The 25,422-nt window shown below is 66.4% G+C and carries 21 protein-coding genes; 11 read left to right on the plus strand and 10 right to left on the minus strand.

Features of this window, described 5'->3' with window-relative positions:
- Positions 1–137: 137 nt before the first annotated feature.
- Positions 138–2,435 carry an NADP-dependent malic enzyme gene (locus QM470_RS04385; protein ID WP_066536694.1) on the plus strand — a complete coding sequence of 766 codons (2,298 nt, stop codon included), beginning with the start codon at positions 138–140 and terminating at the stop codon, positions 2,433–2,435.
- A 150-nt stretch (positions 2,436–2,585) separates the two neighbouring features.
- On the opposite strand, the gene QM470_RS04390 is transcribed toward QM470_RS04385, so the two are convergent.
- A complete protein-coding gene (locus QM470_RS04390) occupies positions 2,586–3,239 on the minus strand; it encodes a flavin reductase family protein (RefSeq protein ID WP_283338341.1) in 654 nt (217 codons plus the stop codon).
- Between the two features lie 332 nt (positions 3,240–3,571).
- Here QM470_RS04390 and QM470_RS04395 point away from each other — a divergent pair, with 332 nt between their 5' ends.
- The 7 genes from QM470_RS04395 to QM470_RS04425 all read left to right on the plus strand — a co-directional run bounded on the left by QM470_RS04395 (position 3,572) and on the right by QM470_RS04425 (position 9,686).
- The gene (locus QM470_RS04395) at positions 3,572–4,597 is read left to right on the plus strand and encodes an ABC transporter substrate-binding protein (protein WP_218333667.1); all 1,026 of its coding nucleotides are present in this window, start codon (positions 3,572–3,574) and stop codon (positions 4,595–4,597) included.
- 75 nt (positions 4,598–4,672) lie between these two features.
- Positions 4,673–5,707: an ABC transporter substrate-binding protein gene (locus tag QM470_RS04400; protein WP_283338342.1), complete on the plus strand. Its 1,035-nt coding sequence runs from the start codon at positions 4,673–4,675 to the stop codon at positions 5,705–5,707.
- Positions 5,708–5,766: 59 nt separating this feature from the next.
- Positions 5,767–6,597, plus strand: a complete 831-nt coding sequence (locus QM470_RS04405; RefSeq protein WP_066536706.1) for an ABC transporter ATP-binding protein — start codon at positions 5,767–5,769, stop codon at positions 6,595–6,597.
- Positions 6,598–6,615: 18 nt separating this feature from the next.
- Positions 6,616–7,392: an ABC transporter permease gene (locus tag QM470_RS04410; RefSeq protein WP_172591775.1), complete on the plus strand. Its 777-nt coding sequence runs from the start codon at positions 6,616–6,618 to the stop codon at positions 7,390–7,392.
- Between the two features lie 151 nt (positions 7,393–7,543).
- Positions 7,544–7,960, plus strand: coding sequence for a cupin domain-containing protein (locus tag QM470_RS04415; RefSeq protein ID WP_283338343.1), 417 nt, complete (start codon positions 7,544–7,546; stop codon positions 7,958–7,960).
- A gap of 257 nt (positions 7,961–8,217) precedes the next feature.
- On the plus strand, positions 8,218–8,745 hold the full coding sequence (locus QM470_RS04420; RefSeq protein WP_225608723.1) for a nucleoside deaminase: 528 nt from the start codon (positions 8,218–8,220) through the stop codon (positions 8,743–8,745).
- A 110-nt stretch (positions 8,746–8,855) separates the two neighbouring features.
- Positions 8,856–9,686: an urease accessory protein UreD gene (locus tag QM470_RS04425; protein WP_283338344.1), complete on the plus strand. Its 831-nt coding sequence runs from the start codon at positions 8,856–8,858 to the stop codon at positions 9,684–9,686.
- An 84-nt stretch (positions 9,687–9,770) separates the two neighbouring features.
- On the opposite strand, the gene QM470_RS04430 is transcribed toward QM470_RS04425, so the two are convergent.
- Both QM470_RS04430 and QM470_RS04435 read right to left on the minus strand, forming a co-directional pair.
- Complete coding sequence (locus tag QM470_RS04430; protein WP_283338345.1) at positions 9,771–11,333, minus strand: methyl-accepting chemotaxis protein; 1,563 nt, start codon at positions 11,331–11,333, stop codon at positions 9,771–9,773.
- A 90-nt stretch (positions 11,334–11,423) separates the two neighbouring features.
- Positions 11,424–11,801 carry a hypothetical protein gene (locus tag QM470_RS04435; protein WP_283338346.1) on the minus strand — a complete coding sequence of 126 codons (378 nt, stop codon included), beginning with the start codon at positions 11,799–11,801 and terminating at the stop codon, positions 11,424–11,426.
- 612 nt (positions 11,802–12,413) lie between these two features.
- Here QM470_RS04435 and QM470_RS04440 point away from each other — a divergent pair.
- Entirely contained in the window at positions 12,414–13,388 is a 975-nt protein-coding gene (locus QM470_RS04440) for a Bug family tripartite tricarboxylate transporter substrate binding protein (RefSeq protein WP_283338347.1), read from the plus strand.
- Positions 13,389–13,486: 98 nt separating this feature from the next.
- Here QM470_RS04440 and urtE read toward each other — a convergent pair whose 3' ends face one another.
- From urtE to QM470_RS04475, 7 genes are all read right to left on the minus strand, one after another.
- The gene (urtE, locus tag QM470_RS04445; protein WP_066536735.1) at positions 13,487–14,179 is read right to left on the minus strand and encodes an urea ABC transporter ATP-binding subunit UrtE; all 693 of its coding nucleotides are present in this window, start codon (positions 14,177–14,179) and stop codon (positions 13,487–13,489) included.
- A 55-nt stretch (positions 14,180–14,234) separates the two neighbouring features.
- The gene (gene urtD / locus QM470_RS04450; protein WP_280012260.1) at positions 14,235–15,107 is read right to left on the minus strand and encodes an urea ABC transporter ATP-binding protein UrtD; all 873 of its coding nucleotides are present in this window, start codon (positions 15,105–15,107) and stop codon (positions 14,235–14,237) included.
- Positions 15,104–16,279: an urea ABC transporter permease subunit UrtC gene (urtC, locus tag QM470_RS04455; protein ID WP_283338348.1), complete on the minus strand. Its 1,176-nt coding sequence runs from the start codon at positions 16,277–16,279 to the stop codon at positions 15,104–15,106. Before urtC ends, urtD begins: the two co-directional genes overlap by 4 nt.
- A gap of 132 nt (positions 16,280–16,411) precedes the next feature.
- Positions 16,412–18,013: an urea ABC transporter permease subunit UrtB gene (gene urtB, locus QM470_RS04460; RefSeq protein ID WP_502846802.1), complete on the minus strand. Its 1,602-nt coding sequence runs from the start codon at positions 18,011–18,013 to the stop codon at positions 16,412–16,414.
- 116 nt (positions 18,014–18,129) lie between these two features.
- Positions 18,130–19,398, minus strand: coding sequence for an urea ABC transporter substrate-binding protein (gene urtA / locus QM470_RS04465; RefSeq protein WP_280012256.1), 1,269 nt, complete (start codon positions 19,396–19,398; stop codon positions 18,130–18,132).
- 148 nt (positions 19,399–19,546) lie between these two features.
- A complete protein-coding gene (locus QM470_RS04470) occupies positions 19,547–20,524 on the minus strand; it encodes a response regulator transcription factor (protein WP_283338349.1) in 978 nt (325 codons plus the stop codon).
- The gene (locus tag QM470_RS04475) at positions 20,521–24,141 is read right to left on the minus strand and encodes a hybrid sensor histidine kinase/response regulator (RefSeq protein WP_283338350.1); all 3,621 of its coding nucleotides are present in this window, start codon (positions 24,139–24,141) and stop codon (positions 20,521–20,523) included. Before QM470_RS04475 ends, QM470_RS04470 begins: the two co-directional genes overlap by 4 nt.
- A 258-nt stretch (positions 24,142–24,399) precedes the next feature.
- On the opposite strand from QM470_RS04475, the gene QM470_RS04480 reads away from it, so the two are divergent.
- Both QM470_RS04480 and QM470_RS04485 read left to right on the plus strand, forming a co-directional pair.
- A complete protein-coding gene (locus tag QM470_RS04480; RefSeq protein ID WP_066536769.1) occupies positions 24,400–24,702 on the plus strand; it encodes an urease subunit gamma in 303 nt (100 codons plus the stop codon).
- A gap of 101 nt (positions 24,703–24,803) precedes the next feature.
- Entirely contained in the window at positions 24,804–25,412 is a 609-nt protein-coding gene (locus QM470_RS04485; RefSeq protein ID WP_283338351.1) for a HupE/UreJ family protein, read from the plus strand.
- Positions 25,413–25,422 lie beyond the last annotated feature (10 nt).

The following is a 25,422-nucleotide window of genomic DNA, read 5'->3' on the forward strand; positions in this document are numbered from 1 at the left end:
CAGGGGGCTTTGGCATTCTGAAAGCGCTCTGCACCCGATATCCCTTGCCTGATCACGGGGTTCGACTTCCCTCCACGGGAGGCGGCCATCAGGTAAGCTTCCAGACAGCTCCGAGCTTTTTCGTTGAGATTTTTTCTATGACACAAAACCTGTCCACCGCTGAACAAGCCCTGCGCGACGCGGCCCGTGAATACCACCGCAGCCCCAACAAGGGCAAGATTTCCGTCACCCCCACCAAGCCCCTGTCCAACCAGCGCGACCTGTCGCTGGCGTACTCGCCGGGCGTGGCCTACCCCTGCCTGGACATCGAAGCCGACCCCGCACAGGCGGCCGAGTTCACTGCCCGCGGCAATCTGGTGGGCGTGATCACCAACGGCACCGCCGTGCTGGGCCTGGGCGATATCGGCCCGCTGGCCGCCAAGCCGGTGATGGAAGGCAAGGGCTGCCTGTTCAAGAAGTTTGCCGGCGTGGATGTGTTCGACATCGAACTGGCCGAGCGCGATCCGGACAAGCTGATCGACATCATCGCGTCGATGGAACCCACGCTGGGCGGCATCAACCTGGAAGACATCAAGGCGCCCGAGTGCTTCTACATCGAGCAGGAACTCTCCAAGCGCATGAACATTCCGGTGTTCCACGATGACCAGCACGGCACGGCCATCATCTCCAGCGCCGCCCTGCTCAACGGCCTGGAACTGGTGGGCAAGGAAATCGGCAAGGTCAAGGTTGCCGTCTCCGGCGCCGGCGCGGCCGCCATTGCCTGCGTGAACGTGATGGTGGGTCTGGGCGTGAAGCGCGAGAACGTCTTCATGGTCGACTCCAAGGGCGTGATCTACGAAGGCCGCCCCGGTGGCCTGGACGCCTCCAAGGCCCAGTACGCACAGAAGACCGAAGCCCGCACGCTGGCCGATGTGGTCAACGGTGCCGACGTGTTCCTGGGCTGCTCGGCCCCTGGCGTGCTGACGGCCGACATGGTCAAGACCATGGCCGACAAGCCCATCATCCTGGCCCTGGCCAACCCCGAGCCTGAAATCCGCCCCGAACTGGCCAAGGCCGTTCGTCCGGACTGCATCATGGCCACCGGCCGCTCGGACTACCCCAACCAGGTCAACAACGTCCTGTGCTTCCCCTACATCTTCCGTGGCGCGCTGGACTGCGGCGCCACCAAGATCACCGAAGCCATGAAGCTGGCTTGCGTGCGCGAAATCGCCGCCCTGGCCAAGCAGGACGTGAGCGATGAAGTGGCCGCCGCCTACCAGGGCAAGGAACTGAAGTTCGGCCCTGACTACCTGATCCCCACGCCTTTCGACGTGCGCCTGATTCTGCGCATCGCCCCGGCCGTGGCCCAGGCCGCCGCCGAATCCGGTGTGGCCACCCGCCCCATCGAGGACATCGAGGCCTACCGCGAAAGCCTGACCCGCTTTGTCTACCAGACCAGCATGTTCATGCGCCCGGTGTTTGCCGCGGCCAAGAGCAAGGTCCAGCGCGTGGCCTATGCCGAAGGTGAAGACGAGCGCGTGCTGCGTGCCGTGCAGGTGGCCGTGGACGACAACCTGGCCAAGCCCATCCTGATCGGCCGCCCCGCCGTGATCGAAGCCCGCATTGCCAAGGCCGGCCTGCGCATCCAGCCCGGCGTGGACGTGGAAATCTGCGACCCCGAGGACGATCCCCGCTTCCGCCAGTACTGGGAGGCCTACCACCAGCTGATGGGACGCGACGGCATCACCCTGGAAGGTGCCAAGTCCACCGTGCGCCGCTCCAACACCGTGATCGCCGCACTGATGGTGCACCTGGGCGATGCAGATGCCATGCTGTGCGGCCTGGTCGGCAAGTTCGACAAGCACCTGGCCCACATCGAGGAAGTGCTGGGCCACCAGGCCGGCGCCGACCGCATGGCCACCGTCAACGCGCTGATGCTGGACAACCGCACGCTGTTCATCGCGGACACCTACATCAACGAAGACCCGACCGCCGAAGAGCTGGCCCAGATCGCCAAGATGGCCGCCGACGAAGTGGCCCGCTTCGGCCTGCCTCCCAAGGTCGCCTTCCTGTCGCACAGCAACTATGGCTCGTCCACCCGCAAGTCGGCACTGAAGATGCGCGCTGCCCGCAACCTGTTTGCCGCGGCCAACCCCGGCATCGAGTGCGACGGCGAAATGCACGGCGACTCGGCCCTGGACCCCGTGGTGCGCAGCCGCACCGTGCAGGACGCCACCCTCAGCGGCGAAGCCAATGTGCTGATCTGCCCCAACCTGGACGCCGCGAACATTCTGTTCAACGTGCTCAAGACCACGGCAGCCCACGGCACCACCATCGGCCCCATGCTGCTGGGCGGCGCCGCTGCAGCCCATGTGCTGACCCCTTCCAGCACCGTGCGCCGCGTGGTCAACATGACCGCCCTGGCCGCCGCTCAGGCCCAGACGCGCAAGGCCTGAGGCCCTAAGCCTCTGCCAGCGCCCCTATGCAGTCCCTGGTGGACTGCCACCAAGCCCCCTGCCACCGGCCGGGGGCTTTTTTCATGGGCCGACGCGAAGCCGGTGGCCGCAGCAGCCCTGCCGTCGGCAGACCGGCGACAGGCCCCCGCCTCACATTTCGTCGATGGCGGTGCTGGCAGCCCCATCCCGCGCCTGTGCCAGCCCCTCATGGGCTTCGATGGCAAAGCGGTCGCGGCAGTTGACGTAGAAGCTGGCACCGAAGCGGCCCACCGGGAAGAACTCCTGCAGGCGCACGCGCCATTTCTCGGTGTCCACCAGACCGTCGCGCACCGCCAGCCACTGCACGCGGCCGATGAAGACATAGCGGCTCTCCGTCTCCAGCGTCTCATGCAGCACGCACTCGAAGGCCACCGGGGCCTCGGCAATGCGCGGCGGCTTCACGCTCTGTGATGCCGTGGCGGTCAGCCCGGTGTGCACCAGTTCGCTGTGGTGCGGCGGCAGGCGGTCGCCACAGCGGTGCATGGCGGCAGCCATGGCTTCGTCGGTGATATGCACCACGAACTCCCGGTCGCGCAGGATGTTGGTGGCGGTGTCCTTCTGCGCCGCATCCTGCAGCTTGTTCACGCTCAGCATCACCACGGGCGGGTCCTCGCCCATCATGTTGAACATGCTGAAGGGAGCGGCGTTCACGGTGCCATCGGCACCCAGCGTGGTCACCAGCGCAATCGGGCGCGGCACGATCAGGCTGGCCATCAGCTTGTAGCGGGCATAGGTGTCCAGCTGCGCAAAATCAATTTCGGTCATTGCAGTTTCTCTGTGCCGTCACCGGCATCGACAGGGGGGGGAGTGGCAGGCTGCGCTGCATGCGGCGCATATACGGCCTGTTTTCTTGCAAATGCCATGCCCAGCGCTGGTGCAGCGCGGCGGCTGGCCGCCAGGCCAGAAATACCGTCTGTCGCCCGCCGCACCAAGAACTTGCAACCATGCACCACAGCCATGTGGTGCGCCGCCCGCACGGCACCAGATCCGTGCACACACCCCCACAGAACACGTTCGGCGATTTTGTATACACATGGCACCGATCTTGCACTGAAGGCTGCAGACCCCTTTTGCAACCGATGAAGTGAGGAGCATCCATGCACCAACGTTCTTTCCTGAAAGCTGCCGCAGCTGCTGTGACCCTGGCCTGGGGCGCAGCCCACGCCGCCGACACGCCCATCAAGTTCCAGCTGGACTGGCGCTTTGAAGGCCCGGCCGCTTTCTTCCTGCAGCCGGTGGCCAAGGGCTACTTCAAGGGCCAGGGCCTGGATGTGACGGTGGATGCAGGCAATGGCTCCGGTGGTGCCGTGCAGCGCGTGGCCTCGGGCACCTATGACATGGGCTTTGCCGACCTGGCCTCGGTGATGGAATTCCACGCCAACAATCCTGACGCGCCCAACAAGCCCGTGGCCGTGATGGTGGTCTACAACAACACGCCGTCGTCGGTGATGGCGCTCAAGAAGAGCGGCATCAAGACCCCCGCCGATCTGAAGGGCAAGAAGCTGGGCGCTCCGGTGTTCGACGCCGGTCGCAAGGCCTTCCCCATCTTCGAGAAGGCCAACAAGGTGGGCAATGTGGCCTGGACGGCCATGGACCCTCCGCTGCGCGAAACCATGCTGGTGCGCGGTGATGTGGACGCCATCACCGGCTTCACCTTCACCAGCCTGCTGAATCTGGAAGCGCGTGGCGCCAAGGCCCAGGACGTGGTGGTCATGCCCTACGCCGACTTCGGCGTGAAGCTGTACGGCAACGTGATCATCGCCAGCCCCAAGCTGATCAAGGAAAACCCCGAAGCCATCAAGAAGTTCCTGACCGGCTTCTCCCAAGGTGCCAAGGACGTGATGGCCCACCCTGCCGAGGCCATCCAGTCGGTCAAGGCCCGTGACGGCATCGCCAATGTGGCGCTGGAAACCCGCCGCCTGCAGCTGGCCATCGACACCGTGGTCAACAGCCCCGACGCCCGCAAGGAAGGCTTTGGCCGCCTGGACAACAGCCGCCTGACGCTGATGGCCTCGCAGGTGTCCGACGCCTACGCCACCAAGACCCGCGTGAAGGCCGAAGACGTGTGGAACGGCAGCTTCCTGCCCTCCGCCGCCGTGCTGGACGTGCTGCCCAAGAAGTAAACCACGCCCCCCTGGGCCTGCGCCACTGCGGTGTCTGCCCAGGGGCAATGACTCTCCCTCATTGGAATCTGCACCGTGAACAAACGTTCCTTTCTGCGTAGCGCCATGGCCGTTCTGGCCACCACCGCCACCACCTGGTCTGTCGCTGCCAGCCCGACCCTGACCCCGCTCAAGTTCCAGCTGGACTGGCGCTTCGAGGGCCCGGCCGCCCTGTTCGTGCACCCCGAACAGAAAGGCTATTTCAAGGAAACCGGCCTGGATGTGAACGTCGAGGCCGCCAGCGGCGCAGGCGCCATCCAGCGCGTGGCCTCCGGCACCCACGACCTGGGTTTTGCCGACCTGGCCGCGCTGATGGAGTTCCACGCCAACAACCCGGACGCACCCATCAAGCCCGTGGCCATCATGGTGATCTACAACACCACGCCGGCATCGGTGATGGCGCTGAAGAAATCCGGCATCACCAAGGCCGCCGACCTGACCGGCAAGAAGCTGGGCGCCCCCATCTTTGACGCCGGCCGCCGCACCTTCCCCATCTTCGCCCAGGCCAATGGCGTGGGCGAGGTGCAGTGGACCACCATGGACCCGCCGCTGCGCGAGACCATGCTGGCGCGCGGCGACCTGGATGCCGTCACCGGCTACACCTTCACCAGCCTGCTGAATCTGGAGGCCCGCGGCGTCAAGCGCGAAGACATTGTGGTGCTGCCCTATGCCACCCACGGCGTGCAGCTCTACGGCAATGTGATCATCGCCAGCCCCAAGCTGATCGCCGAAAAGCCCGAGGCCGTGCGCGCCTTCCTGAAAGCCTTTGCCAAGGGCGCCAAGGAAGCGATTGCCAGCCCCGAAGCCGCCATCGCCTCGATGAAGGCCAAGGACGGCCTGGTGAACACGGCACTCGAGGTCAAGCGCCTGAAGCTGACGATTGACACCGCCATCGACAGCAAGGGCGCGCGCGACGAAGGCTTTGGCCAGTTGCGCAAGGAACGCCTGGCCCAGATGGCCGAGCAGGTCTCCAAGGCCTATGCCACCAAGAACCCGGTGCCCGCCAACGCGGTGTGGAACGGCAGCTTCCTGCCCACTGCCGCCGAACTGGACGTGCTGCCCAAGCGCTAAACCCGGACGCCGGGCGGCCATGCGTGCGCCGCCCGGCACCGACCTTTGAAATGATCCCTATGACGGCTTCCTCCCAAGACCCCGCCTTTGTTGATTTCCGTGACGTCTGGCTGGCCTACAACGACGAGTTGCTGGCCCAGAACCATTTCGCGGTGGAGGCCATTGACCTGCAAGTGCGCCGTGGCGAGTTCATCGCCATCGTCGGCCCCTCGGGCTGCGGCAAATCGACGTTCATGAAGCTGGCCACCGGCCTGCGCATGCCCAGCATGGGCAAGATCCTGATCGACAGCCAGCCCGTCACCGGCCCGCTGAAGATCTCGGGCATGGCCTTCCAGTCGCCCTCGCTGCTGCCCTGGCGCACCACGGTGGACAACGTGCTGCTGCCGCTGGAGATCGTGGAGCCCCACCGCAGCCAGTTCAAGGCCAAGCGCAAGGAATACGAAGAACGCGCCCGCAACCTGCTGAAGAAAGTGGGTCTGGGCGGCTATGAAGACAAGTTCCCCTGGCAGCTGTCGGGCGGCATGCAGCAGCGCGCCAGCATCTGCCGTGCGCTGATCCACGAACCCAAGATGCTGCTGCTGGACGAGCCTTTCGGTGCGCTGGATGCCTTCACCCGCGAAGAGCTGTGGTGCATTCTGCGCGACCTGCATGCCGAGCAGCAGTTCAACGTGATTCTGGTGACGCACGACCTGCGCGAATCGGTCTTCCTGGCCGACACCGTGTACGTGATGAGCAAGAGCCCCGGCCGCTTTGTGGTGCGCCGCGAGATCGACTTTCCCCGCCCGCGCGACCTGGAGCTGACCTACACCAAGGAATTCACCGACATCGTGCTGGAGCTGCGCGGCCACATCGGCGCGCTGCGCAAAGACGGTGCCGTGATCAACCAATAAGCGCCCAGGACATTTGCCATGAACAAACTGAACAACAAACTGCTGGAACGCTGGTCCCCCTGGCTGCTGCTGCTCGCCGTGATCGTGCTGTGGCAGGTGGTCTGCTCGGCCTTCCAGGTGTCGGAATTCATCTTCCCCAGCCCCTGGCTGATCCTGCAGCAATTCCTGGAATTCCACGCCGTGATCGCCGGCCATGCCTGGCGCACCTTCTGGGTGACGATGGCCGGCTTTGGCATTGCCATCGTGGTTGGCGTGCTGCTGGGCTTTCTGATCGGCAGCTCGCGCCTGGCCTACGCCGCCGTCTACCCGCTGATGACCGCCTTCAACGCCCTGCCCAAGGCGGCTTTCGTGCCGATTCTGGTGGTGTGGTTCGGCATCGGCATTGGCCCAGCCATCCTGACTGCGTTCCTGATCAGCTTCTTCCCCATCATGGTCAACATCGCCACCGGCCTGGCCACGCTGGAGCCCGAGCTGGAAGACGTGCTGCGCGTGCTGGGCGCCAAGCGCTGGGATGTGCTGATGAAGGTGGGTCTGCCGCGCTCGCTGCCCTACTTCTACGGCTCGCTCAAGGTCGCCATCACGCTGGCCTTTGTGGGCACCACGGTGTCGGAGATGACAGCGGCCAACGAAGGCATCGGCTACCTGCTGATCTCGGCCGGCTCGTCCATGCAGATGGGCCTGGCATTTGCCGGCCTGCTGGTGGTGGGGGCCATGGCCATGGTGATGTACGAGCTGTTCAGCCTGGTGGAAAAGCGCACCACCGCCTGGGCCCACCGCGGCGCCAACAACCACTGAGCTGCCTGCGTGCCACGTGCAAAGGCCTGCCCTGGTGGCAGGCCTTTTTGCATGGGCAGGGTCAAAGCCGCATGCCCCCACATGGCAGGCGGGCTTGGGCGTGCCCGGCACTCTGTACCATGCGCAGCTTGCCCCGCTCTGGATGCCTGCCGTGACTGCCTCTGCCCCCCTTTCCACCGCCCCCGCCGCCCCCACCACTCCCGTCAAACTGGTGCGCATCGACCCCAGCGACCTGTCCCAGGCCCGCAGCGGCCAGCCCAGCCGCCCGTTGCGCGGCGACACCACCTACAAGACGCTGGACGTGTTCAGCGGCAACCGCGGCAAAGCCAATGCCGGCGTCTGGGAAGCCACGGCCGGGGCCTTCCGCTCGAACATCCAGGGCTATATCGAGTTCTGCCACATCGTCGAAGGCAGCTGCCGCCTGGTGGACCCGGATGGCAGCGTGCACCATTTCCAGGCGGGTGACAGCTTCGTCCTGCCCGACGGCTTCAGCGGCCACTGGGAAGTGGACGACCGCGTGAAGAAAGTGTTTGTCACCACCGATGTCGATGCGCCTGCAGCGGCATGAGGCCTGCCTGCAGCCGGTGCGCCGGCCGCGCGCGCAGGCGTAGCTAACGCTTTGATTTGCATAGCAGGCGCAGCCCACCTGCGCTGTGCCGACGGCGTTCATCCGCTGCCATCGCACGGCCGCCGCCCACCTCCTGTCCCACCGCCCTTCCTGGCGCGTATGTAAGAAGTCGTTTCTGGCATGCGACATGCAATAGCTCTGGTAACCCCGCCTGTGCCCAGGCGGCCTTGTTACCCGCACTCGCCCAGGAGGCGCGCATGCTCGCAGCACCCATGATGGATGACCGCCCCCCCGAAGGACAGCCTCTGTCCGCGACCGATGCCAAATACCTGCGGCAGGCCTTTGTCTGGGCGAATGCGGCCCGCACCCGCGGCAACCGCCCCTTCGGTGCCGTGGTGGTGGCCGCCGATGGGCGCATCCTGGCCGAGGCCTTCAGCAACACCCGCGAGACGGGCGACTGCACCGGCCATGCGGAAATGAATGCCGTGCGCCAGCTGGGCAACCCCCGTGTGGCGCCCGAGTTGCTGGCGGGTGCCACGCTCTATGCGTCGGCTCAGCCCTGTGCCATGTGCGCCGGCGCCATCTGCAACGCCGGTATCGGCCGCGTGGTGTTTGGCCTGGACGATACGCGGCTGCTGCAGATCCGGCCCGACCTGCGCGGCAGCACACTGGACTGCCACACCGTGTTCGACAACGCCACCTATGCCATCACCTGCATCGGCCCGGCCCTGGTCAACGAAGCCCTGGCGGTGTACGAGGACAGCTGGTTCCCGCCCTCCTCCTGATATCCACTCCGGCTGGCCCTGCTCTGCTTCGGTGAGCAGTCCAGCCGCCATGGTGCAGCGCTGACGGGCATACGCACCAAGTTGGCACAGTGTCTGCTTGCAGCTTGACCATGCCCTGGCACGCCCACCTCTCCCTCGACTACCACCACCGCGCCGGCCGCACGGCCGCGCATTTCACCCACGACGGCCCGCTGCGCGTGCTGCGCAGCCTCTACCCCGAAGGCCCTGCCATCTGCCACCATGTGCTGGTCCATCCGCCTGGCGGGCTGGTGGGCGGGGACACCCTGGACATCCAGGTGCACGCCGGAGCCGGTGCCCACGCCCTGGTCACCACCCCAGGCGCCACGCGCTTTTACCGCAGCGAAGGCGAACCGGCACTGCAACGCACGCGCCTGCGGCTGGATGCCGGAGCCCGCCTGGAATGGCTGCCGCTGGAAGCCATTGCCTACAACGGCTGCCTGGCCCGCAACCAGCTGGAACTGGACCTGGCCCCCGGCGCCGAACTGCTGGCCTGGGACATCACGGCCCTGGGTCTGCCCCACGCCGAGGCGCCCTGGCTGCGCGGGGAATTCCTGCAGCACATGGAATGGCCCGGCCGCTGGCTGGAACGCGGGCTGATCCGCGCCGACGATGGCTTGCTGCTGGATGGCCCGCTGGGCCTTGCCGGCCAGCGCTGCCTGGGCAGTCTGGTGTTTGCCTGCGGCAGCCCCCTGTCCCGTGCCCGCAGGGAGCAGGTGCAGGAAGCCACACACGCCTTGCTGGCCAGCCACCCCCAGGGCCCGTGGTGCGGGGTCACCAGCCCCAACGACCATGTGCTGGTGCTGCGCGGCCTGGCCCCGCTGGTGGAGCCGCTGATGCAGCTGTGGCAGCAGGTCTGGGCGCTGTGGCGCCGGCTGCTGTGGGAGCGGGACGCCCCGCTGCCCCGCATCTGGTCCATGTAGAACGCGACACGCTAGCAGCCCTGGGCGGTGCCCAGCGCTGCCACAGCCGGAAGGCGGCATGGCGCCCACGCCGCGCACCGGTCATCAGCGCATGCGGAACACTTCCAGTGTGCGGTGCAGCACGCCGGCGTTGCTGCTCATGTGGCCAGCGGAATGGGCCGACACCTCGGACATGCGGGCGTTCTCCTGTGTGACCGCATCCAGTTCGCCAATCGCACGGTCCACCTGCGCAATGCCCAGGGCCTGTTCGCGCGAGGTTTCCACAATTTCCTGCACCAGCTGGCTGACCTGGGCCACCGACTGCACCGCCTGGGAGATGGTGGCACTGGCTTCCTGCATGCGCTCCGCCCCCTGGTGGATGCGGTCATTGGAGCCGGAAATCAGCCGCTTGATTTCCTTGGCCGCTTCGGCGCTGCGCTGCGCCAGCGTGCGCACCTCACCGGCCACCACGGCAAAGCCGCGCCCCTGTTCGCCGGCGCGCGCAGCTTCGACCGCCGCATTCAGCGCCAGGATATTGGTCTGGAAGGCAATGCTTTCGATGGTGGTGATGATCTGCCCCATCTGCTGCGACGAATCGCGCAGCTGGTGCACCATGTCCTCCACCTTCTGCATGGCCTGGCCGCCACGCTCCGCCAGCTGGGCGCTCTTACCGCTTTGCTGCAGGACTTCTTCGGTGGTCTGCTGGGATTGCTCCACGCTGCCGGCCAGCTGCGTCATGGCGGCAGCCGTCTGCTGCAGGCGTTCGGCCTGCAGCTCGGTGCGCTCGGACAGGCTGCGGGCGCTGCCGGACAGATCGCGCGAGAGGTGGCTGAAGCTGTCGATTTCGTGGCGCGCATCGCCCACGATGGCCCGCAGATTGAAATGCACCTGGTGCAGATGCTCCATCAGCAGCGCCATCGGATGGCGGCCCGGTACCAGCGGCAGCTGGCGGTCCAGCTCGCAACTGGCCAGCTGCTTGGCAAAGCGGTGGGTCAGCGCAAAAGGCTGCGTCAGGGTGCGGTGCAGCCAGCCCAGGCCCAGCGCACTCCACAGCACCATGGCGGCGGCCTGCAGCGCCACCTGCCACGGGGCGGTCCAGCCCAGCACGGCGGGCAGGCAGCCCATCAGCAGCAGCGGCAGAACCACGGCGGCGATGCGCAGCGTGAAGTTGGCGCGCTGCATTTTTCCGAACAGATTGCGCAGCCCCAGCAGGCGCGCATGGCCGGCATGCAGCACCATGCCGGGCTGGCCCTTGGCCCGCTCCTGCGCCAGGCGGGCATAGAGCTGCTCGGCTGCCTGCACCTGTTCGCGCGTGGGCTTGGCCCGCACCGACATATAGCCCACGGGCTTGCCGCCTTGCATGATGGGCGTGACGTGGGCGTGGACCCAGTAGAAGCCGCCATCCTTGCGGCGGTTCTTGACGATGCCCTTCCAGCTGCGGCCGTGACCGATGGTGGCCCACATATCGCGGAAGGCTTCGGCCGGCATGTCGGGGTGGCGCACCAGGCTGTGGGGCTGGCCCATCAGCTCTTCCATGCTGAAGCCGCTGACACGCACGAAGGCGGCATTGCAGTGGGTGATGTTGCCCTGGCTGTCCGTGGTGGACATCAGCAGCTCATCATCGGGAAACTGGAACTCGTGGAGGGTGACAGGCAGGTTCTGGCGCATGGCGAAGAGAGTGGCGCGGCAAAGCCCGCCGGATGGAGTCAGGGAAAAGAAGCAGGCGAAGCAGCGGGAGGAAGGAAGGAAAGAGGGCTTTCAGGAAGCGCGCTGCATGGGATCTGCAGAAGAGGAATCGGTATCGGAAGGGCTGCACACCGGTGCAGCAGCGCCCCAGGCGGGCAGCGCACTCTCACGCCACAGCTGGCGCGAACGCACACCGGCAGCCACCGCCCCGTGCAGCTGCTGCGGAGCCTGGGGCAGGAGCTGCCGGCCGGGCTGGCGGCGGGCAGAGATCAGCTGCGCGCGGCTGTCATAGCAGCGGCGGCAATGCACGCATTGCGAATCTGCGCCCGGCATGCCCTGCTGCCAGGCACGTTGCAGGTCCAGCGATTTGCCACACAGGCACACAATCCCGCCCGGGTCCGTCATCACCCTGGTACGGTGGCAGAACGCGGGTGCCCTGAAATACTCCATCACACTTCCTCACCCGGCCCCACCGCCGCCAAGGCGGGTGGACGCGCGCTGATCCGCAAAAGTTTCGATTTGTAAATTCTATGGAATTTCCATCTGAATAGAAATTGATGCAAGGCAAGACTGGGGCATTGAAACCGGAATCCAACACCGGCTGCAGTCTGGCCGCCACCGCGGCGGCCCCTCTGCCACGGACCGATGCGCTGGGGCCTGCCTGCGCGCTCCCCACGGCGGTGCGCAGTGCGCCCAGCCCGGCTGCGCCCTGCCAGACGTTGGCACCCACATTCCGCCAGCGCCCAGCAAAGCCCATCGAAGTGCTCACTCCGCAGCAGCACCTTTTTTCAAGCGCTTTCATATTTTTGTCAGAAAAGTGGTAACTCAAGGGTTAACAATTAAGGGATAACCATATAACAACCAAATGAAACTGGCGTTACGGCGCCCGCCCCATTCTGGGGATCCCCGACAGAGCGGTGCCTGCTGCCCCTGTCCGCTGTGGCGACTGACTCCCGGCTGGCGCAACGTCAGCTCCGATGCCAGCCTGCCACGCGGCCTGTGCGGTACCACCGCGCTTCCAAAAAACGCCCGCCTCTGCGGGCAGAGTGAGAAGGAGTGGACATGTTCCGCCGAACCATCCTGGCCACCACGGTCGCCCTGAGTCTGACTGCCGCCATGGCCCCCCTGGCCCATGCCAAGGACGCCTGGCCCGTCAAGACCATCACCCTGGTGCAACCCTATGCCCCCGGTGGCACCAGCGACATGCTGGCGCGCATCATTGCCATGGAACTGGAAAAGCGCATCACCGCCAATGTGATCGTGGAAAGCAAGGCCGGCGCCAACGGCAACATCGCCACTGCCTATGTCAGCCGTGCCAAGCCCGATGGCGGCACCTTCCTGGTCGGCTCCAGCAGCCCGGTGGTGATCTCGCCCTCGCTGTACAAGAGCGTGCCCTACCACCCCGAAAAGGACCTGACGCCCATCACCACCATCGCCAAGGCCCCGTTCCTGCTGGTGACCAGCCCCAAGTCGGGTATCCACAGCGTGCCGGAACTGATCGCCCATGCCAAGGCCGGCAAGATCAACTTCGGCTCGGCCGGTGCCGGTTCGCCCCAGCACATGATTGCCGAGATGTTCAACACCGAGGCCAAGATCAAGGTGCCCCATGTGCCCTACAAGGGCTCGGCCCCGCTGGTGGTGGCCGTGATGGCCAACGAGGTGCAGTACGCCATCGACAACCCGGTGCCGCTCAAGCCCCAGATCGACAGCGGCAAGCTCAAGGCCCTGGCCATCACCAGCAAGCACGCCTCGCCCAAGTTCCCCGGCGTCAAGAGCCTGCATGAGCTGGGCTTCACCAACTTCGAGGTGGAACCCTGGTACGGCATGATCGGCTCCAAGGGCCTGCCCAAGGACCTGGCCGAGCGCATGAACAAGTACGTGCAGGACATCCTGGCGCAGGACCACGTCAAGCAGAAGATCTCCGAACTGGGCGCCGACGCGTTTGGCATGTCCACCGGCGAATTCGCCAAGCTGATCAGCGCCGACATCAAGAAGTGGGGCGCCGCCGTCAAGGCCTCGGGCGCCACGGCGGACTGACCGTCCTCCGTACCCCGGACCGACAAAAACGACCTCCTAGGAGGTCGTTTTTTTCATGCTGCCGCAGACGCCTGGCCCCTGGGCCTCGGCATCGACGTTCAGATCGCCACCAGCTTCTGGATGCCTTTTTCCTGCATCTCGCTGCCCGGCCCGCTGGCGATCACCTCGCCGCGCTCCATCACCAGATAGTGGTCGGCCAGTTCCTCGGCAAAGTCGTAGTACTGCTCGCACAGCAGCACAGCCATGCCACGCTCCTTGGCCAGCATGCGGATCACACGGCCGATGTCCTTGATGATGCTGGGCTGTATGCCTTCGGTAGGCTCGTCCAGAATCAGCAGCCCCGGCGCAGGCGCCAGCGCGCGGGCAATGGCCAGCTGCTGCTGCTGGCCGCCGGACAGGTCGCCGCCGCGGCGGTGCAGCATCTGCTGGAGCACCGGGAACAGCGCATACAGATCCTGCGGAATCGGCGTGCGGCCGCTCTTGTAAGCCAGGCCCATGCGCAGGTTGTCTTCCACGCTCAGGCGGCCAAAGATCTCGCGCCCCTGGGGCACGAAGCCGATGCCGCTGCGCGCGCGCTCGTACGGCGTCAGGCCCTGGATAGGCTTGCCGTTCCAGCTGATGGTGCCGCTCTTGATCGGCACCAGGCCCATCAGGCTCTTGAGCAGCGTGGTCTTACCCACGCCGTTGCGCCCCAGCAGCACGGTGATGCTGCCGGGCACGGCCTGCACGCTCACATCGCGCAGGATGTGAGAGCCGCCGTAGTACTGGTGCAGGTTGCGAACTTCAAGCATCGGGTTCCATCCATTTCCAGAGCGTCTGCACGCTCTCCATATTCAAAGCAGCGTCTCAACGACCCAGGTAGACCTCGATCACGCGCTCATCGGCCTGCACCTGGGCCAGCGTGCCTTCGGCCAGCACGCTGCCGTCGCACAGCACGGTCACTTTTTCGCTGATGGTGGCGATGAACGACATGTCGTGTTCCACCACCATCAGCGAATGCTGGCCCTTGAGGCGCAGAAACAGCTCGGCCGTGCGCGCGGTTTCGTCGTCCGTCATGCCTGCCACCGGTTCATCGAGCAGCAGCAGCTTGGGGTCCTGCATCAGCAGCATGCCGATCTCCAGCCACTGCTTCTGCCCGTGGCTGAGCTCGCCGGCCATGCGGTGCACGCTGCCCGCCAGGTGGATGGTGTGCAGCACCTCGGCCAGGCGGTCGCTCTGCGCGCTGTCGAGCCGGAAGAACATGCTGTGCTTGACGCCCTTGTGGGTCTTGAGCGCCAGCTCCAGGTTCTCGAACACCGTCAGCTGCTCGAAGACCGTGGGTTTCTGGAACTTGCGGCCGATGCCCAGCTGGGCGATCTGGGGCTCGTTGTGGCGCAGCAGGTCGATGGTGGAGCCGAAGAACACGGTGCCGCTGTCGGGCCGGGTCTTGCCGGTGATGATGTCCATCATCGTGGTCTTGCCCGCGCCATTGGGGCCGATGATGCAGCGCAGCTCGCCCGGGGCGATGTCCAGGTTCAGGCCGTTGATGGCCTTGAAGCCGTCAAAGCTGACATGCACGTCTTCCAGGTACAGGATGCGACCGTGCGTGGTGTCCACCTCGCCCGGTGTGGCGATGCGCGAGTAGCCCGCCTTGCGCCCGCCGGACTCCGTGTCCTGCGCCGCCTTGACCGCCACCGCCTGCATGCGGCGTGTGCCTTCTTCCATCAGATCGGGCGTCATGCGCGGCCCTCCTCTTGGCTGCTCTTGCTGCTGTCCACCGGCTTGCGGCGGCGCAGCTTGCGCACCAGTCCGGCAATGCCATCGGGCAGGAACAGCGTCACCACAATGAACAGGCCGCCCAGAAAGTACAGCCAGAATTCCGGCGCCACCACCGTGAGCCAGCTTTTGGCACCGTTGACCACGAACGCGCCGGCAATGGGGCCGACCAGAGTGCCGCGCCCGCCCACGGCCGCCCAGATGGCGATCTCGATGGAGCTGGCGGCCGACATTTCGCCGGGGTTGATGATGCCCACCTGCGGCACATACAAGGCACCGGCGACGCCGCACATCATGGCGCTGATGACCCAGATGGTGAGCTTGTACTGCAGCGGCGAGTAGCCCGAGAACATCACCCGCGTCTCCGCATCGCGGATGGCCTGCAGCACCCGGCCGAACTTGCTGCCCACCAGCCAGCGTGCCAGCAGGAAGAAGCCCAGCAAGGTGCAGCCGGTGATGACGAACAGTGCCATGCGCATTTCCTGCGTGGCCAGCGGTATGCCCAGGATGCGCTTGAAGTCGGTGAAGCCGTTGTTGCCGCCAAAACCGGTTTCGTTGCGGAAGAACAGCAGCATGGCCGCATAGGTCATGGCCTGCGTGATGATGGAGAAATACACACCCTTGATGCGCGAGCGGAAGGCGAACCAGCCGAACACAAAGGCCAGCACGCCGGGCACGGCCAGCACCAGGATCACCGTGGCCACAAAGCTGTCCGACAGCGCCCAGTGCCAGGGGAATTCCTTCCAGTCCAGGAACACCATGAAGTCGGGCAGGCTGCTCTGGTAGCTGCCATCGGTGCCGATCTGGCGCATCAGGTACATGCCCATCACATAGCCGCCCAGCGCGAAGAACAGGCCGTGACCCAGGCTCAGGATGCCGGTATAGCCCCAGATCAGGTCCATGGCCAGGGCGCAGATCGCGTAGCACATGATCTTGCCCAACAGGCGCACGGCGTAATCCGACAGGTGCAGGGCGCTGCCTTCGGGTACCCACAGGTTGAGCACCGGCGCCAGCGCACACACGGCGATCAGCGCCAGCATGAAGGCCGACCAGCCGGCCTTGCTCAGCAACGGTCTGCGCCCCGGCAGGGACGAGGCCGGCAGCAGCACATTCGTTTTCAAGGAAGATGTCGTCATATCAGTGGTCCTTGGCGGAGCATGGGAGGCAGCCCGCGTTCGGCGCAGACAGCGCGCAGGCGCCGCACTGCAGCGGGGCGGTGGCCCCTGGCAAGGGGAAGCGGCACACGAGCACAGGGGATGGCTGCATGGTCATTCCGCGCTGCGGCCTTTCATGGCGAAGATGCCCTGCGGACGCTTCTGGATGAAGGCGATGATGAACACCAGCACCGCAATCTTGGCCAGCACCGCACCGGTCCAGCCTTCCAGGAACTTGTTCAGCAGGCCCAGGCCCAGTGCGGCGTAGACGGTGCCGGCCAGCTGGCCCACCCCGCCGAGCACCACCACCATGAACGAATCCACGATGTAGCTCTGCCCCAGGTCCGGCCCCACATTGCCCACCTGGCTGAGGGCGCAGCCGGCCAGCCCTGCGATGCCGCTGCCCAGTGCAAACGCCATGGTGTCCACCCGTGCGGTGTTCACCCCCATGCACGAGGCAATCGGACGGTTCTGCGTGACGCCGCGCACGAACAGGCCCATGCGGGTTCGGGCGATCAGATAGGCCACGCCGGCCAGCACCGCAAACGCGAACACGATGATGACCAGGCGGTTCCACGGCAGGGTGAGATTGGGCAGCACCTGCAGGCCGCCGCTCATCCACACCGGGTTTTCCACGGCCACGTTCTGCGCGCCAAAGGTGGAACGCACCAACTGCATCAGCACCAGCGAGATGCCCCAGGTGGCCAGCAAGGTCTCCAGCGGGCGGCCGTACAGAAAACGCAGCACGCCGCGTTCCATGATGGCGCCCACCAGGGCCGATGCCAGAAAGGCCGCCGGCACGGCGGCCAGCAGATACCAGTCAAAGAATTCGGGCAGGTAGCTGCGGAACACGCCTTGCACCACATAGGTGGCGTAGGCGCCGATCATCATCAGCTCGCCATGGGCCATGTTGATCACGCCCATCAGGCCGTAGGTGATGGCCAGGCCCAGGGCCACCAGCAGCAGGATGGTGCCCAGGCTCACGCCGGTGAAGGCCACGCCCAGGCGTTCGCCCCAGGCCAGCTTGTCGGCCACTTCGGCCTGCGCGCGCTGCAGCGCAAGCTGCACCTTCTCATCGGTTTCCTGGGCCTGCCGCTCGTTCAGCAGCAGGCGCGTGGCCGGGGTGGCACGCTGCGCCAGCTGGGCCGCAGCCTTGATGCGCTGGGCGGGGTCTTCGCTGCCCAGCTGGGCGGCCGAGCGGGCCAGTTCCAGTTCGGCCTTGACGGCCGCGCTGCGCTCCTGGGCCATGGCCTTGTCCAGCAGCGGCAGGCGGTCGGGGGTGGCGCCCTTGAGCATGGCACGCGCCGCTTCCAGGCGCGTGGCCTCGTCGCCCACCAACAGATTCAGGGAGGCCAGTGCACTGCCGATCTCGCGGCGGATGCGGTTGTTGGTGCCCACGTCTTCGGCCCCTTCGGGCACGGCCACGGGCTGGCCGGTGACAGGGTCCACGCCCCGCCCGGCACGCACGATGAATGCACGCCCTGCGGCAATCTGGACCTCACCGTCCTGCATGGCCTGCAGGAAATCCGCCGTGCGCTGGCCGTCGCCATGGGCCACGGCATCGGCCATGGCGGCCACGCGCGCGGCGTTGTCGCCGTCTGCCATGGCCAGCGCCTGCTCGGCCGTCAGGGCCTGGGCCGGTGCCTGCCACAGCGCGCCGCAGGCCACAGCGGCTGCCAGCACCGGCCGGATCGTGCGCAAAATTCTGAACAACATAGAAACTCTTGCCTGTCTGGTTGTGACAACGGCCCGTCGCACAGGACGGGCCGTGGAGGAAACCGCAGATGTCCGCCGGGGGTGCACACCAGGCACGCACCCCTGCGGCGGCCGCGTTATTTCTTCTCGGGCTCGTCCTTCTTCTTGTCGTTGCCTTCGATGTAGGGGCTCCAGGGCTGGGCCTTGATCGGGCCCTTGGTCTTCCACACCACGTTGAACTGGCCGTCGGCCTTGATTTCACCGATCAGCACGGGCTTGTGCAGGTGGTGGTTCTTGGGGTCCATGGTCAGCGTGAAGCCGCTGGGTGCCTTGAAGGTCTGGCCGGCCATGGCGGCGATCACCTTGTCCGCATCGGTGGACTTGGCTTTCTCGACGGCCTGCTTCCACATGTGGATGCCGACGTAAGTGGCTTCCATCGGGTCATTGGTCAGCGGCTTGGTGGACTGGCCGGGCAGCTTCTTGGCCTTGGCGTAGGCCGACCACTGCTTGATCCAGGCGTCGTTGGTGGGGTTCTTCACGCTCATGAAGTAGTTCCACGAGGCCAGGTGGCCCACCAGGGGCTTGGGGTCCAGGCCGCGCAGCTCTTCCTCACCCACCGAGAAGGCGACCACGGGCACATCGGTGGCCTTGATGCCGGCGTTGCCCAGTTCCTTGTAGAAAGGCACGTTGGAGTCGCCGTTGATGGTGGAGACCACCGCCGTCTTGCCGCCGGCAGCGAACTTCTTGATGTCCGCCACGATGGTCTGGTAGTCGCTGTGGCCGAAGGGGGTGTAGGCCTCCATGATGTCCTTGTCGGCCACGCCCTTGGCCTTCAGGAAGGCACGCAGGATCTTGTTGGCCGTACGGGGATAGACATAGTCGGTACCCAGCAGCACCCAGCGCTTGGCGTTGCCGCCGTCGTCCCCCATCAGGTATTCCACTGCGGGAATGGCCTGCTGGTTGGGCGCTGCGCCGGTGTAGAACACGTTCTTGGAAAGTTCCTCGCCTTCGTACTGCACGGGGTAGAACAGCAGGGAGTTGGTTTCTTCATAGACCGGCAGCACCGACTTGCGGCACACCGAGGTCCAGCAGCCGAACGTGACCGCCACCTTGTCCTGGCTGACCAGCTGCTTGGCCTTTTCCGCTGCCAGCGGCCAGTTGGAGGCGGTGTCGATCACCACGGGCTCCAGCTTCTTGCCCAGCACGCCGCCCTTGGCGTTGATGTCCTCGATGGTCATCAGGGCCATGTCTTTCAGCGCGGTTTCCGAAATCGCCATGGTGCCCGACAGCGCGTGCAGCACGCCCACCTTGATGGTGTCGGCGGCCTGGGCGGACAGGGCCGTGAAGCCGATGCCGGCGACTGCTGCGGCAGCGGCCAGGGTCTTGAGGGTGAAACGACGGGGCATGAAGGAACTCCTCTCTTGGATAAGGGGGTGGTGTTGCCAGTGCCAGCGGCCTGTGCAATCACCATGACCTGCATGCTAAAAATCCGCCCGGCTGGCGTATATACGCCGGATGGCGTACGCCACGCCCGCCCACCGCTCCCTCGCCCGCCTAGCCGCCCTGGCGCAGCCGCCCCAGCGCCGATGCCGCGGCCGCGGTGCGCGTTTCCACCCCCAGCTTGGTGTGGATGCGTTCCAGGTGCTTTTTCACCGTGGCCGGGCTGCTGCCCAGGATGTCGGCAATGTCGCGGTTGATCTTGCCCTGCGCCACCCAGTACAGCACCTCGGCTTCCTTGCCGGTCAGGGCAAAGGCGTCGCGCAGCAGGGTGATGGCGGCGCTGCCGGATTCCTCGCGCATGACCACCAGCAGCTCCCCCGCCTCGCCTTCTTCCATTGGAGGGTGCAGGTGCAGCAGCAGGCGGCCGTCGGCGCCGCCTTCCGCTGCGGGCTGCACCGCAGTCAGTGCCATGCGCGGCGGCTCGCCGGCGCCGCCGGCCACCACCGCAGCGTGCTGGCGCGCCATCCATTCCTGCACGGCCGCCGGCACCACGGGCAGGCCCAGCCCGCCGTAGCGCTGCAGCAGGGTGCGCGCCAGCGGGGTGTGCCACAGCACCCGCCCGTCGCCCACGCGCACCGTCATGCTGGCGTAGCCAAAGGCATCCAGGGCACTGCGGGCCTGCAGTGCCTGCTGTGTCTGCTGCCGTGCGCGGCGGGCGGTGGCCAGGTGCACGCCCATGCGCGCCAGCACCTCGGCCGGCTTCAGGGGCTTGGTGACATAGTCCACACCACCGGCGGCCAGCGCCGCCACCACATGCTCGGTCTCGGTCAGCCCGGTCATGAAGACCACGGGAATCGGTGCGGTGCGTGCATCCGCCTTCAGCCGGCGGGCCACCTCGAAACCGTCCATGCCCGGCATCATGGCGTCCAGCAGGACGATGTCCGGCTGGGCCTGCAGCGCGCGCTGCAGCGCCTGCTCGCCCGACAGGGCCACCAGCACGGTGTAGCCGGCTTCGTCCAGCGCATCGTGCAGCACGGCCAGGTTGTCCGGCACATCGTCCACGATCAGCACCACATCATCCTGCGCACTCATGCTGCGGCCCTCCGTTGCAGCGGCGGCTGCCCCAGCAGTTGCGCCATGCCTTCCAGGTCGAACTGCTGCGCCATGCCGCGCAACTGCGCCCACAGCACCGCATGCTGGGGGTGGGCGGCCTCCAGGGCCTGCAAGGCCTGGCGCACGCCGCGCACATAGCCCAGCTCCACGGCCTGGCGCAGCGCGGACAGGTCCACGTGCAGGCCGATTTCCCTATCCATGCCCAGCTCCGCAGCCGGCAGGGGCATGGCCGCTGGCGCCCCGTCCGTACGGACCGCTTCCGGTGCAGGAGCCGCGGCCACCTGCGCAAGCGGTGTTTCATCCGCGTAGTGCCAGGACAGCTGCAGCCTGCGGCCCAGCCACAGCAGCAGTTCGCTGTGGCGCACGGGCTTGGTGTGAAAGTCCTGGGGGGTGATGCCCACATCGTTGGGCAGTTCACGGTCGAAGGCATTGGCCGAGACCACGGCGCAGGCCATGGCACTGCCGTGCATGGCACGCAGGCGGCGCAGCGTTTCCCAGCCGTCGATGCCGGGCATGGCCAGGTCCATGAACACGGCATGCGGCACCCAGCCTTCGGCCACCAGGGCCAGCGCCGCATGGCCGCTGGCGGCCAGCTGCACGTCCAGCCCCAGCGGGGCCAGCAGCTGCAGCAGCACGCCCCGGTCGGCCTCTTCGTTGTCCACCACCAGCACGCGCCGGCGCTCCCCGGCATAGCCCACCGGAACCCGCAACGGCGCCACGGCGACCGCGGCCATGTCGTCGACCGAGGGCAGAAACCAGCTCACCTGGAAGCAGGCCCCGGCGCCGGCCCGGCTTTCCACTGTCAGCGCGCCGCCCATCAGCTCGGTCAGCATCTTGGCCATGGTCAGGCCCAGGCCGGCGCCGCCCGTCACCCCTGCACTGCTGCCGCGCGCAAAGGGCTCGAAGATGTGCACCAGCTCGTCCTGCTCCATGCCAGGGCCGGTGTCGATCACGCGCAGCGTGGCCATCTGGCGTGCATAGCGCACCTGCAGCGTGACGCTGCCCTGGGTGGTGAACTTGATGGCATTGCCCAGCAGGTTGATGGCGATCTGGCGCAGGCGCTTTTCATCCGCCCGCACCACCGCCGGAAGGCTGCCTTGCACGTCGTAGTGGAATTCCAGGCCCTTGGCCTGGGCCTGCAGCGCAAACAGATCGGCCAGGGACTGCATGCCTTCGGCAAAGCGCATGGGCGCGACCTGCAGCGCCAGCTTGCCGGATTCGATGCGAGCGATGTCCAGCGTGCCTTCGATCAGCGACAGCAGGTGTTCGCCCCCGCGGCGAATCACCTGCACCGCGTGCTGGCGGTGCGGCGGCACGCTGTTGTCCGCCCCCATCAGCTGCGCATAGCCCAGGATGCTGTTGAGGGGTGTGCGCAGTTCATGGCTGATGGCGCTGAGGTAGCGGCTTTTGGCCTGGTTGGCCTGGTCGGCGGCTTCGCGCGCGGCTTCGGCAATGGCGCGTGCTTCTTCGGCCAGCTTGCGGGCGGCCTGCAGTTCGGCATCGGTCTGCTGGTGCAGGGCAATTTCTCGCACCAGCAGGCCTGTCTGGCGGTTGGATTCCTCCTGCGCCACGCGCCGGCTTTTCTGCGCCAGCACCAGCCACCAGGCCACGATGCCGGCGATCAGCAGCAGGCCCAGATAGGCCTTGAGCAAGGTGGCACGGACCGAAGCCGCCGCCGCCTGCACCGTGGCGGGCGATGCCGCACGCTCCAGCGTCTGCAGCTCCTGGTGGTAGAGCAACCCTAGCACGGCGGCCAGCACCGGGGCGATCACCAGCATCAGCAGCAGGAAATGGCCCAGACCTTTGTCCAACAGCTGCCACAGCGGCCGGGGCAGCAGCCAGCGCAAGGCGCTGCGCCACTGCACGGCCAGGTGGGCCTGCGGCTTGCAGACATCGCCGCAGCGTGCATCCAGCGTGCAGCACAAAGAGCAGATATGGCCGCCATAGGCCGGGCAATGCGCCATGTCCGGCGCTTCGTAGCTGCGGTCGCACACCGTGCAGCGCAGGGTGGCGGTGGCCGTGGCGGCACCGCTAGCGCTGCACTGCGCGCAGCTGACGCAACCCGATTGCGAGGTGCGCGCAATGTAGTAGCGGCCCCGCGTGGCCCAGGCGATCAGCGGTGCGCTGACCAGGGCCACGACCATGGCGATCACGGCCGAGAAGGCCTGCGCCAGCGGACCAAACGCCCCCAGGTGCGCGGCGATCGACAGGCAGGAGGCCAGCGCCATGGCGCCCACCCCCACCGGGTTGATGTCGTACAGGTGGGCGCGCTTGAATTCGATTCCCGGCGGCGACAGGCCCAGCGGCTTGTTGATCACCAGATCGGCCACCACGGCCATGATCCAGGCGATGGCCAGGTTGGAATACAGGCCCAGCACCTCGCCCAGGGCGCGGAAGACGTTCATCTCCATCAGCATGAAGGCGATGAAGGTGTTGAACACCACCCACACCACCCGGCCCGGATGGCTGTGCGTGAGGCGCGAGAAGAAATTGCTCCATGCCAGCGAACCGGCATAGGCGTTGGTCACATTGATCTTGAGCTGGGAGATCACCACAAACAGCGCCGTGGCCGCCACCGCCCAGCTGTAATGGGGAAACACGTTTTCGTAGGCAGCCAGGTACATCTGGTTCGGGTCCACCGCATGCTCGGCCGGCACGGCGTGGGAAATCGCCAGGTAGGCCAGCAGCGCCCCGCCCAGCATCTTGGCCACGCCCAGCACCACCCAGCCCGGCCCGCCCAGCAGCACCCCCGCCCACCAGCGCCCGCGCTGGCCGGGCACGGGCTGGGGCATGAAGCGCAGGTAGTCGGCCTGTTCGCCCATCTGCGTGATCAGCGCAATGCCCACGGTCAGCGCGGCGCCGAACAGCGGCAGGCTGAAGCCGGCGCCGGCATTGCGCTCGCCGCCGTAGTGCAGCACTTCGCTGAACACCTGGGGCTGCTTGATGGCCACATAGACAAACGGCACCACCAGCATCACCAGCCACAGCGGCTGGGTCCACACCTGCAGCCGGCTGATGATGGACACCCCGTGGGTGACCAGCGGAATCACCAGCAGCGCACAGACCAGGTAGCCCCAGGCCGGCGGGATATCCAGTGCCAGGTCCAGCGCATAGGCCATGACCGCCGCCTCCAGCGCAAAAAAGATGAAGGTGAAGCTGGCGTAGATCAGCGAGGTGATGGTGGAGCCGATATAGCCAAACCCCGCACCGCGCGTGAGCAGGTCCATGTCCAGCCCGTAGCGTGCGGCGTAGATGCTGATGGGCAGGCCGGCCGCAAAGATGATCAGCCCCGTGGCCAGAATGGCCCAGAAGGCATTGGCCCAGCCGTACTGCACCAGCAGCGTGGCACCCACGGCCTCCAGAATCAGGAACGAGGCCGCACCGAAGGCCGTGTGTGCCACCCGCGCATGGGACCATTTGCGAAAGCGCTGGGGGGTGTAGCGCAGCGCGTAGTCTTCCAGCGTCTCGGTCGCCACCCAGGTGTTGTAGTCCCGGCGCACCTTGACCACCTGCTGTGCGGCAGGCGTTCCCACAGCCTGCTCGGCCGCGGCTGCGGGGGGGTTGTCAGCAACGGTGGTCAGCGGGGGACGGGCCATGGAGACCCACGCTTGCAGCTTTCATGCCGCGCCGCACGCACGCCGCCGCCATAGCGCCCGGCAGGTGCGCGACCGCCTGCGCCCACCTCCACCTCAATGGCGTCACTGCGACACACCCTACCTAGCCCCTAACCCATGCATGCACCACAAACAGGCATGCACCAAAAGCAGGCAGCCCCTTGATTGCACTGTTTTTGTGCACACAGGCTTCGCCAAAGCGGTGCAGCACTTGGCACAGCGCTTGCATCGCCTGTGGCCATGGAACTCACACCTCGCGAAAAAGACAAGCTGCTCATCTTCACTGCATCGTTTCTGGCGGAGCGGCGCCGTGCACGGGGACTCAAGCTGAACTACCCCGAGTCCGTCGCCCTGATCAGCGCCTATGTGCTGGAAGGCGCGCGCGACGGAAAGACGGTGGCCCAGCTGATGAGCGAAGGCCGTACGGTGCTGACGCGCGACGACGTGATGGAAGGGGTGCCGGAGATGATTCCCGACATCCAGATCGAAGCCACCTTCCCCGACGGCACCAAGCTGGTCACGGTGCACGACCCCATCGTCTGAGCGCCGCCACGACCGTCCCCACTGCACCGCACATTGCACCGCCTATTGCGCTACATCGTGCCCTTTCGCCAGCCGGCTCTCCCCTCCTTGCCCAGACTGCCATGAAAACCAAACACCTCCTCACCACCCTGACCGCTGCAGCGACTGCCCTGCCCCTGTCCGCCCTGGCCCATGTGGGCGCGGATGGCGGCGGTCACCACAATTTCCTGGACAGCCTGAGCCATGCCTTCGCCCACCCGTTCACCGGCGCCGACCACCTGGCCGCGATGCTGACGGTGGGCGCCTGGAGCGCGCTGACCGTCACACCCGCCTGGCGCGCGCCGGCGGCGTTTGTCGCACTGCTGGTGGCCGGTGCATTGGCCGGTTTTGCCGGCCTGTGGGTGCCGGGCGTGGAGCCCATGATTGCCGCCTCCGTGCTGGTGCTGGGCCTGCTGGTGGCCGTGCAAAAGAAGATGCCCTGGGTGCTGGCCGCTGCGCTGGCGGGCGTGTTCGCCTTCTTCCATGGCGCCGCCCACGGCTTTGAACTGGCGGGCGACACGGGCTGGGCCGCTGTTGGCGCCCTGACCGGGATTGCGCTGGGATCGGGCCTGCTGCATGTCTGCGGCATGGTGCTGGGCAAGGCCGTAATGCAGCGCCACCAGTGGGCGGCCAAGCTCGGCGGCGGGGCCACTGCGGCCCTGGGTGCCTTCATGCTGACCAAACTGGCATAAACCGGAGGCC

Origin of the sequence: Comamonas sp. 17RB, from assembly GCF_030056555.1 — a bacterium.
GTDB lineage: Bacteria > Pseudomonadota > Gammaproteobacteria > Burkholderiales > Burkholderiaceae_C > Comamonas > Comamonas terrigena.

What these genes read in the sequence shown, in the direction of transcription:
- QM470_RS04385 (WP_066536694.1), top strand. Translation starts at nt 138, where the DNA reads ATGACACAAAACCTGTCCACCGCTGAACAAGCCCTGCGCGACGCGGCC.
- QM470_RS04390 (WP_283338341.1), bottom strand. Translation starts at nt 3,239, where the DNA reads ATGACCGAAATTGATTTTGCGCAGCTGGACACCTATGCCCGCTACAAG.
- QM470_RS04395 (WP_218333667.1), top strand. Translation starts at nt 3,572, where the DNA reads ATGCACCAACGTTCTTTCCTGAAAGCTGCCGCAGCTGCTGTGACCCTG.
- QM470_RS04405 (WP_066536706.1), top strand. Translation starts at nt 5,767, where the DNA reads ATGACGGCTTCCTCCCAAGACCCCGCCTTTGTTGATTTCCGTGACGTC.
- QM470_RS04410 (WP_172591775.1), top strand. Translation starts at nt 6,616, where the DNA reads ATGAACAAACTGAACAACAAACTGCTGGAACGCTGGTCCCCCTGGCTG.
- QM470_RS04420 (WP_225608723.1), top strand. Translation starts at nt 8,218, where the DNA reads ATGCTCGCAGCACCCATGATGGATGACCGCCCCCCCGAAGGACAGCCT.
- QM470_RS04425 (WP_283338344.1), top strand. Translation starts at nt 8,856, where the DNA reads ATGCCCTGGCACGCCCACCTCTCCCTCGACTACCACCACCGCGCCGGC.
- QM470_RS04430 (WP_283338345.1), bottom strand. Translation starts at nt 11,333, where the DNA reads ATGCGCCAGAACCTGCCTGTCACCCTCCACGAGTTCCAGTTTCCCGAT.
- QM470_RS04435 (WP_283338346.1), bottom strand. Translation starts at nt 11,801, where the DNA reads ATGGAGTATTTCAGGGCACCCGCGTTCTGCCACCGTACCAGGGTGATG.
- QM470_RS04440 (WP_283338347.1), top strand. Translation starts at nt 12,414, where the DNA reads ATGTTCCGCCGAACCATCCTGGCCACCACGGTCGCCCTGAGTCTGACT.
- urtE (WP_066536735.1), bottom strand. Translation starts at nt 14,179, where the DNA reads ATGCTTGAAGTTCGCAACCTGCACCAGTACTACGGCGGCTCTCACATC.
- urtD (WP_280012260.1), bottom strand. Translation starts at nt 15,107, where the DNA reads ATGACGCCCGATCTGATGGAAGAAGGCACACGCCGCATGCAGGCGGTG.
- urtC (WP_283338348.1), bottom strand. Translation starts at nt 16,279, where the DNA reads ATGACGACATCTTCCTTGAAAACGAATGTGCTGCTGCCGGCCTCGTCC.
- urtB (WP_502846802.1), bottom strand. Translation starts at nt 18,013, where the DNA reads ATGTTGTTCAGAATTTTGCGCACGATCCGGCCGGTGCTGGCAGCCGCT.
- urtA (WP_280012256.1), bottom strand. Translation starts at nt 19,398, where the DNA reads ATGCCCCGTCGTTTCACCCTCAAGACCCTGGCCGCTGCCGCAGCAGTC.
- QM470_RS04470 (WP_283338349.1), bottom strand. Translation starts at nt 20,524, where the DNA reads ATGAGTGCGCAGGATGATGTGGTGCTGATCGTGGACGATGTGCCGGAC.
- QM470_RS04475 (WP_283338350.1), bottom strand. Translation starts at nt 24,141, where the DNA reads ATGGCCCGTCCCCCGCTGACCACCGTTGCTGACAACCCCCCCGCAGCC.
- QM470_RS04480 (WP_066536769.1), top strand. Translation starts at nt 24,400, where the DNA reads ATGGAACTCACACCTCGCGAAAAAGACAAGCTGCTCATCTTCACTGCA.
- QM470_RS04485 (WP_283338351.1), top strand. Translation starts at nt 24,804, where the DNA reads ATGAAAACCAAACACCTCCTCACCACCCTGACCGCTGCAGCGACTGCC.